Origin of the sequence: Larkinella fluvii, from assembly GCF_051857545.1 — a bacterium.
Taxonomy (GTDB): domain Bacteria; phylum Bacteroidota; class Bacteroidia; order Cytophagales; family Spirosomataceae; genus Larkinella.
In genome coordinates, this window is the sequence record NZ_JBPZHB010000007.1 from 219595 (window position 1) to 237745 (window position 18151).

The 18151-nt window shown below is 50.5% G+C and carries 18 protein-coding genes; 12 read left to right on the forward strand and 6 right to left on the reverse strand.

Translation table 11 applies throughout. The annotated features are described in order from the left end of the window. Position 1: 1 nt before the first annotated feature. The 5 genes from ACS5NO_RS19800 to ACS5NO_RS19820 all read left to right on the forward strand — a co-directional run bounded on the left by ACS5NO_RS19800 (position 2) and on the right by ACS5NO_RS19820 (position 3516). Entirely contained in the window at positions 2-244 is a 243-nt protein-coding gene (locus ACS5NO_RS19800; RefSeq protein WP_439416746.1) for a hypothetical protein, read from the forward strand. A 9-nt stretch (positions 245-253) separates the two neighbouring features. Further along, positions 254-1918 carry a DNA repair protein RecN gene (gene recN / locus ACS5NO_RS19805; protein ID WP_439416747.1) on the forward strand — a complete coding sequence of 555 codons (1665 nt, stop codon included), beginning with the start codon at positions 254-256 and terminating at the stop codon, positions 1916-1918. Between the two features lie 36 nt (positions 1919-1954). Next, on the forward strand, positions 1955-2377 hold the full coding sequence (locus ACS5NO_RS19810; protein ID WP_439416748.1) for a hypothetical protein: 423 nt from the start codon (positions 1955-1957) through the stop codon (positions 2375-2377). A gap of 72 nt (positions 2378-2449) precedes the next feature. After that, on the forward strand, positions 2450-3097 hold the full coding sequence (locus tag ACS5NO_RS19815; protein WP_439416749.1) for an SCO family protein: 648 nt from the start codon (positions 2450-2452) through the stop codon (positions 3095-3097). Then, positions 3094-3516 carry a c-type cytochrome gene (locus ACS5NO_RS19820; protein WP_439416750.1) on the forward strand — a complete coding sequence of 141 codons (423 nt, stop codon included), beginning with the start codon at positions 3094-3096 and terminating at the stop codon, positions 3514-3516. The genes ACS5NO_RS19815 and ACS5NO_RS19820 overlap by 4 nt, the downstream gene beginning before the upstream one ends. Positions 3517-3537: 21 nt before the next feature. Here the strand turns inward: ACS5NO_RS19820 and lptC are convergent, their stop codons facing one another. The 3 genes from lptC to ACS5NO_RS19835 form a co-directional block, all read right to left on the reverse strand. Further along, positions 3538-4089: an LPS export ABC transporter periplasmic protein LptC gene (lptC, locus tag ACS5NO_RS19825; RefSeq protein ID WP_439416751.1), complete on the reverse strand. Its 552-nt coding sequence runs from the start codon at positions 4087-4089 to the stop codon at positions 3538-3540. A gap of 101 nt (positions 4090-4190) precedes the next feature. Next, positions 4191-5477 carry a BamG family beta-barrel-assembly machinery protein gene (gene bamG, locus ACS5NO_RS19830; RefSeq protein WP_439416752.1) on the reverse strand — a complete coding sequence of 429 codons (1287 nt, stop codon included), beginning with the start codon at positions 5475-5477 and terminating at the stop codon, positions 4191-4193. Further along, a complete protein-coding gene (locus ACS5NO_RS19835) occupies positions 5461-6192 on the reverse strand; it encodes a type III pantothenate kinase (RefSeq protein ID WP_439416753.1) in 732 nt (243 codons plus the stop codon). Before ACS5NO_RS19835 ends, bamG begins: the two co-directional genes overlap by 17 nt. A 68-nt stretch (positions 6193-6260) precedes the next feature. Between ACS5NO_RS19835 and ACS5NO_RS19840 the strand changes: the two genes are divergently transcribed. From ACS5NO_RS19840 to ACS5NO_RS19860, 5 genes are all read left to right on the forward strand, one after another. After that, positions 6261-7406, forward strand: a complete 1146-nt coding sequence (locus ACS5NO_RS19840; RefSeq protein WP_439416754.1) for a mechanosensitive ion channel family protein — start codon at positions 6261-6263, stop codon at positions 7404-7406. Between the two features lie 391 nt (positions 7407-7797). After that, complete coding sequence (gene rho / locus ACS5NO_RS19845) at positions 7798-9846, forward strand: transcription termination factor Rho (protein WP_439416755.1); 2049 nt, start codon at positions 7798-7800, stop codon at positions 9844-9846. Positions 9847-10062: 216 nt separating this feature from the next. Further along, positions 10063-10995 carry an OmpA family protein gene (locus ACS5NO_RS19850; protein ID WP_439416756.1) on the forward strand — a complete coding sequence of 311 codons (933 nt, stop codon included), beginning with the start codon at positions 10063-10065 and terminating at the stop codon, positions 10993-10995. 31 nt (positions 10996-11026) lie between these two features. Next, positions 11027-11512 carry a helix-hairpin-helix domain-containing protein gene (locus tag ACS5NO_RS19855; protein ID WP_439416757.1) on the forward strand — a complete coding sequence of 162 codons (486 nt, stop codon included), beginning with the start codon at positions 11027-11029 and terminating at the stop codon, positions 11510-11512. Between the two features lie 35 nt (positions 11513-11547). After that, positions 11548-12141, forward strand: coding sequence for a helix-hairpin-helix domain-containing protein (locus tag ACS5NO_RS19860; RefSeq protein WP_439416758.1), 594 nt, complete (start codon positions 11548-11550; stop codon positions 12139-12141). Positions 12142-12240: 99 nt separating this feature from the next. Here ACS5NO_RS19860 and htpG read toward each other — a convergent pair whose 3' ends face one another. Further along, complete coding sequence (htpG, locus tag ACS5NO_RS19865; protein ID WP_439416759.1) at positions 12241-14070, reverse strand: molecular chaperone HtpG; 1830 nt, start codon at positions 14068-14070, stop codon at positions 12241-12243. Positions 14071-14302: 232 nt separating this feature from the next. Here htpG and ACS5NO_RS19870 point away from each other — a divergent pair, with 232 nt between their 5' ends. Continuing rightward, the gene (locus tag ACS5NO_RS19870; protein ID WP_138992170.1) at positions 14303-14611 is read left to right on the forward strand and encodes a rhodanese-like domain-containing protein; all 309 of its coding nucleotides are present in this window, start codon (positions 14303-14305) and stop codon (positions 14609-14611) included. A 4-nt stretch (positions 14612-14615) separates the two neighbouring features. Here the strand turns inward: ACS5NO_RS19870 and dapF are convergent, their stop codons facing one another. Next, positions 14616-15386 carry a diaminopimelate epimerase gene (gene dapF / locus ACS5NO_RS19875; RefSeq protein ID WP_439417005.1) on the reverse strand — a complete coding sequence of 257 codons (771 nt, stop codon included), beginning with the start codon at positions 15384-15386 and terminating at the stop codon, positions 14616-14618. Positions 15387-15553: 167 nt separating this feature from the next. After that, on the reverse strand, positions 15554-15931 hold the full coding sequence (gene rplS, locus ACS5NO_RS19880) for a 50S ribosomal protein L19 (protein WP_114406239.1): 378 nt from the start codon (positions 15929-15931) through the stop codon (positions 15554-15556). Between the two features lie 185 nt (positions 15932-16116). Between rplS and ACS5NO_RS19885 the strand changes: the two genes are divergently transcribed. Beyond that, positions 16117-17616 (forward strand): NAD(P)H-hydrate dehydratase, encoded by a 1500-nt coding sequence (locus ACS5NO_RS19885; RefSeq protein ID WP_439416760.1) that lies wholly within the window; start codon positions 16117-16119, stop codon positions 17614-17616. The last annotated feature ends 535 nt before the right edge of the window (positions 17617-18151 follow it).

An 18151-nucleotide genomic window follows, 5' to 3' on the forward strand; every position in this document is an offset into this window, starting at 1 on the left:
CATGGGTAAACGTTTAATTCGCATTCGGGCATCGGAGCTTCTCAACCAATGGACATCCGAATCGGCCACCGGACTCGTAAATGCCGAACTCAATGTGGTTTTCCTGGACGGACGTACCTTACACGGTCGGCTGGTCGACATCCGTGGGTCGGAATTATCGATTCGTGACAACATTGGTCACAATCATACGGTTCTGATCCAAACCGTTGATGAAGTCATCCTGGATGAAAAAGCTCCTTTTTAGACTTTTACCATGCTTTCGCATTTACTGATAAAAAACTACGCCCTGATTGAACACCTGGAAATGGATCCGGATTCCGCGCTAAACACCATTACGGGTGAAACGGGGGCGGGAAAATCCATCATGCTGGGTGCGATTGGTTTACTGATGGGCAATCGGGCCGATACCAAGGCACTTTACAATCCGGACGAAAAATGCGTGATCGAGGGCTTTTTCAAGGTATCAGGCTACCTCATCGAGAATTTGTTCGAAGAGGCTGACCTCGATTACGACACAACCTGCGTGGTTCGGCGGGAGATCAGCCCGAGTGGAAAGTCCCGCGCTTTTGTGAACGACACACCGGTAACGCTCGATATTCTCCGGCGGGTGACGAGCCATTTGATGGATATTCATTCGCAGCATGATTCCATTCTGCTGGGGTCGAATGAATACCAACTGGAAATTGTCGATACCTACGCCCAAAACGACGCCCTGTTGCGCCAATACCGCATCGATTACCGTATGTTTCGACTCAAACAGGAAGCCTACGAGCGCCTGCTATCCGAAACGGCGACGATGAAAAAGGAGTTCGATTACAACAGTTTTCTGTACGAAGAACTTCATAAATTGGAGTTGCAAACCGACGAACAGGAGTTGCTGGAACAGGAACTGACGATTCTGGAAAACGCCGAAGACATCAAAGAGCGGCTTCAGCTCTCGTCTGATTACCTCGATAATGCGGAGCAATCGGTCGTTGTTTACCTCAAAAATGTGGTTAACAATCTGAACTACGTCACCCGCCTGACGGATCGGTTCAGCCAGCTTCGGGATCGGGCGCAAAGCGCCCTGATCGAACTGCGTGACCTCGCCAATGAAATAAATACCGAAGAAGATAACATCGAGACCAATGATGCGCGGGTCGAGGTGATTCGGGAGCGCCTGAATCTGATTTATCAGTTGCAAACCAAACACGCGGTAAAAACCATTGCCGAACTGCTGGTTATTCAGGCAGATCTGGAGAAAAAAGTCAGTAAAATTCTAAATTCCGATGCCGAACTGGCCTTGGCCAAAGCCGAAAACGAAGCGGCTTTTGAGCAACTCATGACGAGTGCCGATGCCCTTTCTGCGTCACGCCGGGAAGCAAACCCCGAAATTGAGGAGCGGGTGGGCAGCTTGCTGGCCGACCTGGGCATGCCGAATGCTTCGTTGAAAATCAGCCTGGAAGCCGGCAAGCCGACCGACACGGGTGTCGATACGGTTTCGTTTTTGTTCAGTGCCAACAAAGGCGTCAAGACCCAGCAATTGAAAAATGTTGCTTCGGGAGGAGAATTTTCCCGGTTAATGATGGCGATTAAATACATTCTGGCCAGCAAACGTTCGCTGCCGACGATTATCTTTGACGAAATTGATACGGGCGTCTCCGGCGAAATTGCGATCAAAATGGGAAACATGATGCGCGACATGGCGAACAGTCACCAGATCATCGCCATTACACACCTGCACCAGATTGCCGCGCAGGGCAAAGCCCATTACTTTGTGTATAAAGACAATTCCGGCAATCGCACCGTGAGCCGGGTAAAAAAACTTAGTTTTAACGAACGGGTTCAGGAAATCGCCCAGATGATTGGCGGAAATCATCCGTCGGCCAGCGTTTTGAAAAATGCAAAAGAACTGCTATCGCAGAAAGCGTCGTCCTGAATGAAAACCCACCGATTTAATATCCTCCATCATACCATGAAAAAACTAGTGATTTGCCTTGTTGCACTGGCGGGTTGTCAGTCATCCAACGACAAAAAAAGCATTGAACAAATGCAGGATCAGGTTATGGTTGTTCATGACGAGATCATGCCCCGCACCGATGACCTGATGGATTTGAAGGAAAAGATAAGTCACCAGATTGATAGTCTTTCCAAAATCACACCCGCTTCAGCCAGCGTCAAGGCCCGTCAGGAAGAGGGCCTGACCATCAATAAAAGCCTGACCGAAACCGACAGCCTGATGTTTGCCTGGATGAATCATTACAACGCCGATACTGTCAAAGGCATGGATGAAACACAGGCAAAGGCGTACCTGGATCTGGAATTGAAGAAAATCAGTGAGGTGAAAGCAAAAATAAACAGCGGAATTGCACAGGCGAAGAAATTCCTGGGTAACTAATTCCGGACGCAGGCTGTTGATTGAGTATGCCCTTTCGCTGTCTGGGTTTTTGCCATTAAACTAAATTTCAGAATGTATTCAGTGCTAAAAAGCAGTATTTCGCTGGCCGTCTTCCTTTTTTTAGCGGCTTGCTCATCCACCGAATCCCGCTTACCCATTATGGGCGAACGGGATGTCATCACGAAAGAAGTCGACGGTAAAACCGTTACAGATACGGCCTATTATCAGATACCGGGTTTCCAGTTTACCAACCAGGACAGCCTGCCGGTAACGGATAAAACCTTTGATGGAAAGATCTATGTCGCCGACTTCTTTTTCATCACCTGCCCGACGATATGTCCGAAGATGAAAACCCAGATGAAACGGGTTTACGACCAATTTAAGAACAATCCGGACGTGATGTTGCTGTCGTATACCATTGATCCGAAACACGACACCCCGGCGGTGCTGAAAGAGTTTGCGACCAGTCTGGGAATTACCGGGTCGCAGTGGCAATTTGCCACCGGCCCGAAAGAAGAGATTTTTAAAACCGGCAAGAGTTATATGGTGGTGGCTCAGGAAGACGCTGGAGCGCCGGGCGGTCTTCTCCACAGTGGTCATTTTGTGCTGGTAGACAAGGAAAAACACGTTCGGGGGATGTATGACGGCACCACGGAAGAAGGTGCAGATAAACTGATGGTAGACATCGACCGCTTACTCGCCGAATATAAAACGAAATGAGAAGACGAACGCTGGAATGGTTGCTCGTACCGCTTTTCTTTCAAACCGCTTGCCAGAGCCAGGAGGAGTTAAAGCAGGAGAAATATTTTGTGGAGGGCTACCAGCTTTACACCGAACATTGTGCCAATTGCCACCAAACCGACGGCAAGGGTCTTGAAGCACTGTATCCGCCCATCAACGGGTCTGATTACCTGAAAAACAAGGAAAAAGTCATCTGCCTGATTCGGTACGGGCAGAACGAACCGATTGTCGTAAACGGTCGGCGATTCAACCGGCCGATGCCCGCCAATCCGCAATTAACCGACATCGACGTGGCGGAAATCACGACCTACATTTACAACAAGTGGGGCGGAGAAACCGTGATTACGGACGTAAAAGAAACCAGCAAAGTGCTGGATACGTGTCGGGTGCAGCGTTAACGCTAAGCGGGTAATTCAGACTTAATTCCCGCTGCCCGACATCCGGAAGACCCCCGATGTTTTTCGAATAAAATAGTGCGAGAACGTTTGATCCGTGTCCAACCCCACCCCTTCCAGTCGTTCGTTTGAGTTTTTGCTCAGAATTTTGACCTTTTTTTCGGTGTAAACCTTCTTGGTGGTCGGGTTCCAGTTGAGTTCCGGCGTGTAGAGTTCCTGATTCTTTTTCTTGTTGACCACCACCACGTTTCCCATAACACGGTAATAATTCTGGGCTTGCACGTAGCGGCCCGAATCCGCCCGCAAGGTGGTCTCGACCTGTTGGTCAGGGCCGTAGAACTCAATGTTGACGGTTTTGGGGTAAACGCGGTCGTTGGATTGATACTTGTACTGCAAGGGCGTTTTCATCTTGACCTTCAACAACCCCATTTCGCTGTACAGAATCTGGACGTCGTTGATTTCTTCCAGCGGGCCGGTATACGGTTTTGATTTTTTCGCAGCCGGTTCTTCCGTACAACTCATCAAGGCACTTCCAAACAGGCCCAAAAAGATGGCCCGAAAAATATACTTACTCATCATGGTTTCAGTGTGAATCATTCCAATCCCTAGAACGAAAGTCTGAGCGCCCTGGTTCGCAGCTTTGACTAAACGGCAAGGCTACGCAGTGAAACCATCGGTCAATCGATTTTCTGCCGCTGGAACCAGGGCTGATTGAGCGACAGTCCCAGGCCAATTTTGAAATATCGTTCCTGAATCTGACCGTTCGTAACCGTCCCCCGCTGACCACCGATCAACGAGATCGAAACTGAGTTTACATATTGACCCACGGGCAGGGAAACGCCTAAACTGACGTTCACGTCGTTGGGTTGTTTTCCGCCTACCGAATATGGCAGCTTGGAATAATTGAACCCTATCCGGTAGGGAATGAGGTCCAGGTAGCGCGTCGACCGGGTTTTGGGGGTGTATTCCAGCCCGGCGCCAATCGAATAACTGTCTTGTAAACTCCCCGAATTGCCCTCCAGATCCGAAAATTTCGACCAGGGCTGGTACCCAAATTCAACCCCAACGGCTAGTTTTTGCGATTTCTCCAGCACAATACCGCCCCGAAATTGAGTAGGCAGCGTAACCGAACCGCCACTTCGGGTACTAACCGTATCCGGGTTTGAAATCTGTGTGCCACTGGCATCGATTTGCTGATAGGTATCGATTGAATTGCCGCCTAATTTTGTCATCGGATCGATGGTGGCACCGATGTTCAGGAACCAGTCATTTTTCAGTTTCGGTCGCCAGGCCGCTCCGAGTCGCCAGACAATATCGCTGTAACTCGTTTGTGTCGAACGTTTTACGGTAATATCATCCCCGCCAATCAACAAGCGGGAATCGGAATCCTTGGTGGTATTCCCAAAGAGAAAAGCCGCTTCAAAGCCGAAGAACAGGCTCTTGGTCAGGCTAAATCCGTTGGTAAACGTTGCCTTGTTGAGCCCACCCCGTCCCCGGTAAATGTACTCGGATTCGTAAATGGTGCCCGGCACTTTCTGGTATTGCGTGGTTTGGTAGTCCACGTAGCTGTAAGGCCGTAAGCCAATGCCAGTCGACCAATAGCGGGTGACAGGAAAGGTAAACGTCAGGTAGCTGAGGTTGGCCCCAAAATCCTGTTGTTTTTGTCCACGGCCATCGGTAAGTCCTTTGCTTTGCCCCAGTAAACCCACTTCAAACAGGGTGTAGCGGTTCCGAACCAGCAAAGCGGGGTTGACACTATTCAGAAAAAAACCGTTGGCATACGCGGTTCCCATGCCGCCCATGCCCAGGTTGGTGACGTTGCTGTTGCCGTAGATTTCACCAATACCCAGCGAAGAATAAGGAGAATTGCCTAAACCTTGTGCCTGAGCGGTCAATTGAGCCGTTCCAAACAGGAAAAGGCCGGTAAATAAGACGGAATACCATCCGTTACGAGAGGTCGACATTATGTTGTAAAATACGATTCAATCCGATCAGTACCAGTTCCGGTACTGCAAAGATGGGTGGTTTCAGGCTACTTTCAAAAAACGGAGCGTCTCCCCCACAGATTAGTACCTTCACATCGGGGTGTTCCCGGCGATGCGCGTCGATAATACCGTTCAATTCGGCCAGCAATCCATTGACCACCCCGGCCTGCATGGCCTGCCGGGTATTTTTCCCTAATAGCGTGGGCAGTAACTCGTCCGGCTCGACCATAGGTAGCCTTTCTGTAAACGAATGCATCGCCCGGAATCGCATACGGAAGCCGGGAGAAATCATTCCGCCGTGAAAGACCGAAGCCGCATCGACGTAGTCATACGTGACGCAGGTCCCCATGTCGATCACCAGACAGGCATCGTCCGGAAACCGGACTTTGGCCCCAACAGCCGACGCAATTCGGTCGGTACCCAGCGTGTTGGGCGTGTCATACCGCTTTTCCATCGGCACCGGCGTATAGCCATCGACCGCCAGCCAGAACGTTCCCGGTTTTAACGGAAGCTGGTCCCGCAATTGGTCGGCCGGGCGGTTGGTCGACGAAACGACGACCGCATCGGGCGGAGCATTCTGAATCAGGGTTTGCAGGTTCTCGACCGATAACTGCGAATAGACTTCCATGGACTTTCCATGCTCGAAAATTCCGGCTTTGATGGCACTGTTCCCCCAGTCGATGGCGATGTTCATTGCTGCAAAAATTGCAAATAGAGACCAGATTCCTCACTCTTATGTGTTAAAAATGCTTAAAATGCGGCATGGAATCGGTAAAAACGTGGTTTGAGCAGCAGTTGATGGGCAATTCCGTCGGCAATCTGGTCCTGTTCGCTCTCCTTATTCTGTTGGGTTTGTGGCTGAAACGCATTCTATCGATGCTGCTGAGCCGGTTTTTCTACCGGCTCGTCAAGCCCGAATCCAATGCCATTCCGATCAGCGATTTTCTTCGGTTGATGCGCCAACCGATTGAATTCCTTATTTTGCTGATCATGCTTTTCCTGGCCTTCGACCGACTGGCTATTCCCGATCAATGGGGATTTGTTCCCCGCACCGAGTTCGGCTACCGCCTGGTGGTAATCCGGATGTACCAGACGACGCTGATGATTACGCTGGCCTGGATTGCCATCCGGTTTGTGAAGTTCGTGGGCCTGATTTTTCAGAAACGGGCCGAACAAACGGAAACCAAGCTAGATGACCAACTGGTGCCGTTTGTTCGCGATCTGATGATTCTTACCGTCTCCGCAATTGCTTTTTTTTCGATTCTGAGTGTCGTTTTCGATGTCAACGTCATTGCGCTCGTCACCAGTCTGGGCATCGGCGGTCTGGCCATTGCGCTGGCGGCCCGCGAAACACTCGAAAATTTATTTGCCTCGTTTGCCATTCTGCTCGATCGTCCGTTTGTAACCGGCGATACCGTGACCGCCGGAACCGGCCCCAATCAGGTTACCGGCACCGTGGAAAAAATCGGTTTCCGTAGCACGCGTCTCCGCACCGATGACGGCAGCCGCATCGCCGTTCCCAACCGTCTGATGATTTCTCAATCCCTCGATAACCTGACGCAGCGGAGCCAGCGCCGGGCCAAGTTCTACCTCCGGCTTGCCCTCGATACGCCGGTCGAGACGCTCCGGGGCGTTGTTGACGATACCCGCCAATGGCTTGAAAACCAACCAAAAACCAACCAATCTCCTCCCCTTATCCAGTTTGATACCTTTGGCGAAAGCTCGCTCGATATTCTGATTCAGTATTACGTGGCGACCAGCGACTACCGGGAGTTTAACGCCATAAAAGAAGAAGTGAACTATCAGTTGATAGCCATTGTTAAAAAACATAGCGGACAGTTTGCATTTCCATCAAGAATCGTTTATCTTCGGTCAGAAGCTGAGTTCCCGCTCGAAAATCAAAAATAATTCCTGGCTACTTTTGAATACTTTTTAAAACATTTGCATCTTTTGGTCGTTCTTGTTGACAAAGCGGGATTTAACTATTAACATTGTGGTCATATAGGTTCTGACCCGCTATCCCAGGTGTTCTGCCTCTATCCATGTAATCTGAGGCCGCAAGCCAAATCCACCTGAACAAACTGTCCCTGTTGAACCCCACCACGCACCAGCGTAGTTGTGTTATTACACTGAAACAGTTGCTGCAAGTGCATAGGTCAAGCAAATATCTGACTTGTAATCAATCGTACCATTAAAGCACTACTTTTCCTCATTTGGATTCATTTATCCACGGCTTGCCGTAGCGACAATTATCTCACACATTTTCAAGTAAAGCCCCCTTTGCTTACTCTGGCTTTTTATGTACAATAAGGAAGAACTCGATCTGAAACTCTTATCAGAATTGAAAGCGATTGCTGAATCATTCAGTATTCGTGACATCAGTAAATTCAACAAAAAGGAACTGGTTTACAAAATTTTAGACCAGCAATCCTTACTCCCCGACCCCGTTCCGGCTCCCACTGAAAACGGCAAAAGCGCGGAAGCCACCCCCGTGGTGGTCGCCGAAGCCCCGCGCCGTGGACGCCGTCCACGACCGGAACCAACACCGGTAGCCGAGACGGCTCCCGTTGCACAACCTGCTCCTGCTGCCCTGGAAACGCCGGCTTCGGCTCCCGAACCCGTTCAGCCCGAAATGGTAACCCCCACTCCGGAAGCCCGAACTGAAGAACCACGCATACCGGTCGTACGGCCCAATCGTGACAATACGGCCCGAAACGGCCGACCCGCCGATGCAGCAGGCACCCGCCCGCAAAACCGGCGTGGTCCGGAACAAACCGGCTCCATTCGCCCCACCCGAAACGAAAATTCCGATTCCCACGATCCCCGGCGGGTGCGTCAACGGATCCGCAAAGACGAGGAGGTTGGCGAAGATATTATTCCAGCAGCGCCTTCTGCGGAGAAATCCATTGAAAAAAAGGGACTTCCCAACCAGCCCCAGCGCCCGGAACAACTCCGCAACCGCAAAGGAGAACTGGAACAACCCGCTTTGGATCTGTCGATTGAAACCGAAACCGACGACTTTTACACCGCGCCCACCGAAACCGATGGCGAGCCATCAGAGGGAACCGTTGTTAGCCCCGCCACGCCGGAAACCCCGATTCAAGCTGATCAGCCTGAAGCAACCAGTCAAACCCCGACACAACAACCCGAACGCCAGCAGCGTGACGTGGTGCGCCCGGATGAGTATACCAACCGCATTCGCCGACAGTATAACCAGCACGTTCGGGAATTCGACGGGATTATCGAAAACGAAGGTGTTCTGGAAATCATGTCCGATGGTGGCTACGGCTTCCTGCGATCGGCCGATTATAATTATCTGGCCAGCCCCGACGACATATATGTATCACCGTCACAAATCAAGCTCTTTGGTCTGAAAACCGGGGACACCGTACGCGGTCAAATCCGTCCACCCAAAGAAGGTGAAAAATATTTCGCCCTGCTTCGAGTTTCATCGGTCAATGGCAAAACGACTGAGGAAATCCGCGACCGGATTCCGTTCGAATACCTGACTCCGCTTTTCCCGGAAGAAAAACTGAACCTAAGCTACCGTTCCGATCAATATTCGACCCGGATTGTGGACCTTTTCGCACCGATTGGGAAAGGCCAGCGGGGGATGATCGTGGCCCAGCCCAAAACCGGTAAAACCGTGTTGCTGAAAGACATCGCCAACGCCATCACCAAAAATCACCCGGAAGTTTACCTCATCATTCTGCTGATCGACGAACGCCCGGAAGAGGTGACGGACATGGCCCGGAGTGTGAACGCCGAAGTCATTTCGTCCACGTTTGACGAACAAGCCGAGCGGCACGTTAAAGTAGCCTCGATGGTGTTGGAAAAAGCGAAACGGATGGTCGAGTGCGGTCATGATGTGGTTATTCTGCTCGATTCGATCACGCGTCTGGCGCGGGCCTATAACACCGTGGTGCCTTCGTCCGGGAAGATTCTGTCGGGTGGTGTCGATGCCAACGCCCTCCACAAGCCAAAACGCTTTTTTGGGGCCGCCCGAAACGTTGAATTTGGCGGCTCGTTAACGATCATTGCCACAGCGCTGATCGATACGGGTTCGAAAATGGACGAAGTAATCTTCGAGGAATTCAAAGGGACCGGTAACATGGAACTCCAGCTCGACCGGAAACTGTCCAACAAGCGCGTTTATCCGGCGGTTGACGTTCTCTCGTCCGGTACGCGTCGGGAAGACTTGCTGCTTGACAAAGAAACCCTGCAACGCATCTGGATTCTTCGCAAGCACATGGCCGATATGAACGCGATGGAGTCGATGGACTTCCTGCTCGACCGCATGCGCGGAACCCGCAACAACGAGGAATTTCTGGTGTCGATGAACCGCTAACATTCATCTTCCCCTCGTCTTTTTTATACACTAAAACCGTGTTGCAGCCCGAAAGGTCCGCGACACGGTTTTTTAGTTACCAGACAATCCCATCGCATTTGAGAAAGGCACTGCCACAGAAGGCGTTTCTCAAAAAATAATTTCGGGTTTGCATGACTTCACGGCCCTTTTCGAGTCTCAATGAAGGAATATAAACTTCAAACCCGTCGTTATTTCATGTTCACCAATAAAACTCCCTGGGTTGTGCTGCTCCTTGTCTGGATGGGCGGTTCAACCTATTGGCATGTCTGCCACATCAAACAATTGTGCGCCGACGACGATACTCCCCGGCCATCCCTTTCTGCGGATTCAAAAACAGCTCCTGCCTTTACGGTTCCCGGTTTGCAGTTTGCGGATGGAACCACCGCATCCTTCCAGTCGGCGGGTCATCTGGCGTTTGCCAAATCCGGGGCCGAAGTCAACCCGGCGGGCGTTCAGACTTTGCTGGATTCCCTGGCACTCTATCTGAAAGCAAACCCCGGCAAACGCGTGCAACTGACGGGTTTCTATGATCCGAATGAGCAAAATCCATCGACTGACGCCAATCTGGGGCTGGCCCGCGCCAACAGCGTCCGCGCTTATCTGAAAACGCTGGGTGTAGCGGATACGCTCTTCACGATACAAGGCGAATCAACTGCCGATCTGGCTTTCACGCCGGCCGGCGATTCGCTCTATGGCGGTATTCGCTTTGCGTTTCTGGAAGAAGTACTGGTCAAAGCACCCAAACTGACCGAGGAAAAATTAGCTGACAGTCAAAAATTTGCATCCATTTTCGAGCCGATGGACTTGTACTTCAACACCGGCAAAATCGACTACATCAAAACCGACGGTACCCGTGAATTTCTGGAAAAAACCCGGACCTACCTGAAAGAACATCCGGATCAAAAACTGGTCATTACCGGCCATACCGATAATGTTGGTCCCGATGCGCTCAATCTGGCCCTGTCCAAGAAGCGGGCCACCGCCGTGAAAATGCAATTGGTGAACGAGGGTATTCCAGCCCGTCAGGTGGAAGTTCAGGGCAAAGGCGAAATCCAGCCCGTCGGCACCAATGAAACTGAAGACGGTCGCCGGGCCAACCGCCGGGCCTCGATCGTTGTGAAACCCTAATGTCCTCCGCTACCAAAAACGCATTACCACTATGTTTGAAATGAATCCCCATCAGTTGCCTGACGCCGTCCTGCAACACTGGATTATGTTACTGGTTTGTGGAACCCTAGGTTTCATCATTGGCTACATCGGGCGAAAGGTTACGATTCGCCAGCTCGAAAGCCAGATCAATGCCACCGAAAGCCAGGTGGAAGAGTGCCTGAAATCGAGCCAGGCGCAGCAGGAAGACATCGTTCTCCAACGCATCTCCTCCCGGGCGAATGAACTGAATTTCACACGGATCGGCCATTCCTCGCTCGCGAAAGCCGATGACCTGAAGGAAATCAACGGGATTGGTCCGTTTTTCGAGAAAAAACTGCACAGCCTCCGAATCTATACGTTTCAGCAGTTGGCCAATTGCACCACGGAAGACACCAACCAGATTGCCAACATCATTGAGTTCTTCCCCGACCGCATCGAGCGGGAGGACTGGATCGGTCAGGCAAAAAAGTTACACCGCAAAAAATACGGCGTTTAGAATTCAACTGTTCGACCTAAAAAAGCACTGATATTATGTTCAATTTAGATCCGTTTAGCCGGGGCGTTGCCATTACTGAAATCCTGATCTTGCTGGCCTTTGCCGCCCTTGTGGGCTATGTCCTCGCCCGGTTGATCACCAACAGCCGCATCAGCGAATTAAGAGCCGCTTTGTCCGATCAGGAAGCCGCCCTGGATGACTGCCACCGCAAGCGGAAAGCACCGCCGACCGTCGTTATAACTCCCCCATCCGCCAAAAAAACCGTCGAGTATTCCAGTGCCAATTTAGTTGCAACGACAACCAATGGTAGTACAACAACAGAAAGCGACGAAGAAACGATATTCCGTAAAATTGCGTCACGCGCTTCGGAATTGAATTTTGGCCGCATTGGCTACGCTACCCTGAATGATGCAGATGATCTGAAGGAAATCGTGGGCGTCGGTCCGTTTTTTGAACGCAAACTGCACACGCTCGGCATTTTCAGTTTCCGGCAACTGGCCAACTTTACGACCGAAGATGTGGAGAAGGTGAGTGATATTATTGAATTTTTCCCCGACCGCATCGAGCGCGAAGACTGGGTCGGACAGGCTAAACAACTGTATAAAAATAAGTACGGGCGGGAGGCTTAAAACGGTTTACGGTTTTCAGTATACGGTTTACGGTGGCTGACGCATTCAAATGCACGCGTCAGCCACCGTAAACCGTATACTGAAAACCGTAAACCCATTTTACAACGTCTCGACCGTGCGACGGATGAACGCGGTCAGGTCGGAGCCGGAAAGCATGCCCTGCGCCAGCTTAGCCAGATCCAGACTTTGTTTGACCAGTACCTTTTGCTCCTCCGTATCGCTTAATTTCAAAATGCGGTCGGCCAATGGGTGGTTGGCGTTCACGGCAATGTTGTAACTGTCCGGCATGGCACCGAACATGCCACGCTCCCCGCTCAACGCGGACATATCTTTCATCCGGCGGAAAAATTCGGGCAGGGTGATAATCACCGGCAGTTCGTCCGTCGGCATTGCTTCGACGGAAACCGTGCCGGTTTTAATATCCAGCGCTTCCTCAAACAACGTTTTCAGTTTTGTTTTGTCGTCTTCCGACAGCACACTTTCGTTATTGATCCCCTTGTCGATCAGCTTGTCGAACGTATCGGCATCGACACGTTTCAGGCTGGTTTTTTCGAGTTTGTATTCCAGTTGATTGATAAAATGGCTGTCGATCACCGTATCGAACAGCAACACCTCGTACCCGCGCTTCCGGGCCGATTCGATGAAACCATCCTGTTTCTGTAGATCATTCGTATACAGCCAGATGACCGAACCGTTTTTATCCGTCTGGTTTTCTTTAACGGCTGCGCTGAACTCCTCAAAGGTGAAGTATTTCCCTCCTACGTTTTTCACCAGACAGAAATCTTTGGCTTTTTCGTAGAACTTCTCGTCGCTGATAATACCGTATTTGACAAACAGACCGATGTCATCGAATTTCTGTTCGAAACCGGCGCGGTCGTTGCGGAATAGTTCTCCCAGTTTGTCAGCGACTTTACGCGTGATGTACCCGTTGATTTTCTTGACATTGCTGTCGGCTTGCAGAAAACTCCGCGACACGTTGAGCGGAATATCCGGCGAGTCGATTACGCCGTGCAGCATCATCAGGAAGTCCGGCACAATGTCTTTGACTTCATCGGTGATGAAAACCTGGCGGCTGTACAATTGAATTTTTTCACGCCGGATCTGAAAATCATTTTTAACCCTTGGGAAATACAGCACACCCGTCAGGTTAAACGGATAATCGACGTTCAGGTGAATCCAGAACAGGGGTTCCTCCGACATCGGATAGAGTTCCTTGTAAAAATTCAGGTAATCTTCGTCGGTCAGATCAGAAGGTGACTTGGTCCAGATCGGGGCAGTATTGTTAATGGTTGCGCCATCGAATTCGATGTCGATGGGCAGGAACCGGCCGTATTTGTCCAGAATCGACCGAAGGCGGTCTTTATCGAGAAACTCTTCCGAATCAGCGGCAATGTGCAGAATGATGTCCGTTCCATGTTCCGTCCGCTCGGCTTCCGTAATTTCAAACTCGGTCGAGCCATCGCAAATCCAGCGGGCCGCTTCCGAGCCTTCCCGGTACGATTTGGTGATAATTTCTACGTGATCCGAAACCATGAAGGCCGAATAGAAGCCCAAGCCAAAATGACCGATGATCGCGCCTTTTTCGTCCAGCTTGTCTTTGTACTTTTCCAGAAATTCCGAGGCTCCGGAAAACGCAATCTGGTTGATGTACTTCTTGATTTCTTCCGCCGTCATCCCGATACCCCGGTCGCTGACGGTAATGGTTTTGGCTTCTTCGTCGAGGGTAACGGTCACTTTCAAATCGCCCAGCTCACCATTGAATTCGCCGAATCCAGCCAGTTTTTTCAGTTTCTGTGATGCATCGACGGCATTTGAAACCAGTTCCCGTAAAAAAATCTCGTGATCGGAATAGAGAAATTTTTTGATGATCGGAAAGATGTTTTCCGTATGAATCGAAATTTGACCTTTTTCCTGAATGGTCGAGCTCATGACAATAAAAATTAGAGTATGATTGACGCAATAAACTGATGCCCAGACGGCACCAACAACTGTTCCAGAGCGTCAGAATGTGACAAGTTGGCAGTAAAAAGCCGACGGAAAATAAAAGATCGCGGATCCTCTACTATTTTCCGGACTGAGAAAACACCCTTTCCTATTTTCGTGTTTCGTATGCAATGACACCGAATGAACCACCCATCTCTACTACACCGCCCTATCGCCTGTGAACCCGAAAACATATACCGACATTACAACGGAAGAAATGGAGTCGCTGGTGATGGAACCGGAAACCGTCATTGTCGACGTGCGCGACGAATGGGAATTTGAAGAATTTAACATCGGTGGCCTGAACATCCCGCTGGCCGAAATCCGCAGCAAACGGCATTATCTGTTGCCGTATGACAACGTGATTGTGGTCTGCACCAATGGCGTCCGAAGCCGGGTGGCGGTGAAGGATTTCTGCCGCCATCCCGAAATGGAAGAAAAACAGTTGTATCACCTCAAAGGCGGCATTCTCGGAGCCGAAGAGTGATCATTTAAACCGCTACCGAACCGGTGAATACCCGAACCGCCGGGCCGATTAAATAAAGGTCGCTAAAACCGCCGTCAGCAGTGGTAACAAAGGATACCCGCAAATTACCGCCCAGCGTCTGAATCGAAACCGGGCTGCTCATACCGAGTTGCTGGTACGCAACCAAAGCCGAGGCTGTTACGCCTGTGCCGCAGGAATAGGTTTCATCCTCAACACCCCGCTCGTAGGTTCTTACAAACAAGGCATTAGCCCCAATTGGCTGCATGAAATTGGCGTTGGTTCCACCGGGTGCAAACCGACTGTCATAGCGAACCGGCCGGCCTTCCGCGACAACATCCATCGATTCGACGTCTTCTACCACTTTCACGTAATGCGGAGAACCGGTATTCAGAAAAGCATAATCAGCCTGCTGGTCGATCCCGGCAATTTCGTTCATTTTCAGGGATACTTCCGCTTCGGTGACCGAAGCCTGGTGTTCGCCATCGACGGCCAGAAAGCGGGTTTCTATTTCAAACAAACCTAAATCGTGCGCAAACCGAACGATGCAGCGTCCGCCATTGCCACACATGCTGCCTTCGGCGCCATCCGCGTTGAAGTAAACCATCTGAAAGTCATACTCCGGGTGATTGCGAAGCAGAATCAGTCCATCGGCGCCGATCCCAAACCGCCGGTGACAAAGCCGGGCAATGCGTTCCTGCGAAACCGGGAAGGTTTCTTCGCGGTCGTCGATCAGGATGAAATCGTTGCCGGTTCCCTGGTATTTGAAGAAATCGATCATTTTATGAGTTAAGAGTTAAGGGTTAAGAATTAAGAGTTGGCTGACGCATACAAAACTCTTAACTCTTAACTCTTAACTCTTAATTAATAATTCTTAACTCTTTTTTTGGGGTACAAAAAAAGCCGTCCGGACAGACAGCTTTCTTACTGAGAAGATGGGCAGTACTACGCCTGTGGCTGTCTTACTTTAGCCTTGCGTTCCTTGATCCGTGCTGCTTTACCCTGACGACCACGCAGATAGAACAAACGTGCCCGGCGAACGCGGCCCAGACGAACCAATTCAACTTTGTCGATATTCGGCGACAGAATCGGGAAAATCCGCTCAACACCGATACCATTTGAGATCTTGCGTACTGTAAACGTTTCTCCGTTGGTGTTCGGATTCCGGCGCTGGATTACCGTTCCCGAGTAAACCTGAATCCGCTCTTTGTTTCCTTCACGGATTTTAACATGCACATTGACTGTATCGCCTGAGTGGAAGTCCGGAAAATTGTTCCGCCGACCTGCATTCTCAGCTTCGACCAGTTTAATTAATTCACTCATGACCGTAGATATCTTCGGGGGTATGAAATTTCCTAATAAGCCGCAAATATAGCCAAAAGATTCCGTTTTATAAATAGTTGTCCTTAAAATAAATTGATTGCCCCCCGAACCGTGGAAAGTTAACGGGTTTTTAGCTAATTCGCCATTGAAGACCCGAACCCGTTAGTCCCAGTTGATCCAGCCTGATGAAAATTCTGACCGTTGAACAAACCCGTACCCTCGATCAATATACCATTGAGCATGAACCCATTGCGCCCATCAACCTCATGGAAAGGGCTGCTCAGGCGTTTACCGACTGGTATACGGCCCGGTTTGACAAAACCCGTCCCGTTCGGGTTTTCTGCGGATTAGGCAATAACGGCGGTGACGGGTTGGCAATTGCGCGTTTGCTGACCCAGTTAGAATATTCCGTGCAGACGTATGTGGTTCGCTACGCTCCCCGCGAATCCGATGACTTCATGCACAACCACCGGCGGCTGAAGCTGATTTCATCCATCAATTACATTGAAAATGAACGCGATATACCGATTATTCGAAACCGGGAAGTGGTGATTGATGCCATTCTGGGCTCGGGACTCTCCCGAACCACGGAGGGCATTGTTCAGGCGGTGATCGACGCCATCAACCACAGTCCGGCCACGGTCGTTGCGGTTGATATTGCCAGTGGTCTCTTTGCCGACACCGCCAACGGCCCCAATTCTACCATCATTCAGCCGGATTATACCGTCGCCTTTCACCTGCCGAAACTGGCTTTTCTGCAACCGACTTTGGGGCTTTACGTGGGCGAATGGCACTGGGTCGATATTGGATTGAGCCGGGTCTTTATCGAACGAACGCCGACGACCTATTTTTATACCACCGAACAGGAAGCCCGCCATTTGTTACGCCCACGAAACCGGTTTTCGCACAAAGGGTCGTTCGGGCATGCCCTGCTGCTGGTTGGCAGTTACGGAAAAATTGGGGCTGGTGTTCTCGCGTCTAAAGCCTGCCTACGGTCGGGGGTTGGGCTGCTGACCGTACAGATGCCCCGTTGTGGCTACGAAATTCTGCAAACCACGGTCCCGGAAGCCATGTGCCTGCCCGATGGCCATTTACACATTCTGTCGGGACAGTCGGAACTGGAAGCACCCGAGCTAAGCAGCTATTCGGCCATCGGTGTTGGACCCGGCATTGGCACCGCTCCCGAAACCCTGGCGATGTTGCGCAAACTGCTTTCGGAAGCAAAAAAACCGATGGTGATTGACGCCGATGCCATTAATCTGATTGCCCGGAATCGTGATCTGATTGATAAGATACCGAAAAACAGCATTTTAACACCCCATCCCAAAGAGTTTGAGCGACTGACACGACGCTGGACGAGCGATTATGACAAATTGGGAATTCTGCGGGATTTTGCCCAGCGCAACCAGTTTGTTGTCGTTCTGAAAGGTGCCCATACGGCCATTGCGACGCCGGACGGAACCACCCATTTCAATTCAACCGGGAATCCGGGCATGAGCACCGGCGGAACCGGCGACGTTCTGACGGGCATTCTAACGGCCCTGATCGCGCAGGGGTATGACCCGGTGGAAGCAGCAGTACTGGGCGTTTTTGAACACGGGCGGGCGGGTGACCGCGCGGCCGAACATCGTGGCCCAATTGGTCTGACGGCTTCCGACATCATCGAAGCCCTGCGGTGGGATTAAGACCTGTGGCTGCTTTTCAATGGTAAAAATACCCGTCTAAAAAAAGATTTTTTCTTCTCCATCTATTTTCTTACAACCAACGTAGATACAACCGGGTCTAACGTTGTGTAATACGTTCCCAACGGGTGTAGAAAAAAATCTACACTTACCCATCAGCTCTTGTCTGTAAAAAATCAAAAAAAATGCTTTTCAGCTTTTTTATCTATAAATAACAGACTGAAAATCAGACAAGTTTTCCTTTTGGTAAGTCAAGTTAAAAAATCGCCATCCACTGGAATAGTATTTGACTGAAGAGTAAGTAGTGTACTGCAACTTGAAATGTGAAAACTACCTGTTTTGAAAATCACGTAGTTGTACGCATTCCAAAACCGCCCGGATTGCCGAATTTTGTAGTCTATATCCAGCATATCCTATATCAACACCATAATTGAACGTTATCATGAGAAATGTTGTCCCAAAAGAATGGAGAGCGAATCGTACAGGAGGTCGCCGTGCTCGATTTGAAATTGATCAGATTTCATTGTTAGGCGTCTTA